Below are 224 nucleotides of genomic sequence, written 5' to 3' on the forward strand. Positions count from 1 at the left end.
TCAAAATCAAAAGCAGATCAAGATCAAAGGCACGCAGCCTCGCTGGCGCTCGACAGCTGCTACGGGCGGGGTGGCTCTGCTTTTCTGTGGGAGCTGGCTTGCCGGCGATGCAGACACCTCGGTACATCAGACACACCGAAGCGATGCCATCGCCGGCAAGCCAGCTCCTACAGTGGACCGTGCCCGCTTTTGATTTTGCTGTTGCTCTTCAACACTCAAGCCGG

1 pseudogene is annotated in these 224 nt (G+C 58.0%); it reads left to right on the forward strand.

Features of this window, described 5'->3' with window-relative positions:
• Positions 1-193, forward strand: a pseudogene (locus tag HX814_RS31310) (hypothetical protein); the annotation flags it as partial.
• Between the last annotated feature and the right edge of the window lie 31 nt (positions 194-224).

Origin of the sequence: Pseudomonas sp. C8002 (assembly GCF_013385765.1) — a bacterium.
Taxonomy (GTDB): domain Bacteria; phylum Pseudomonadota; class Gammaproteobacteria; order Pseudomonadales; family Pseudomonadaceae; genus Aquipseudomonas.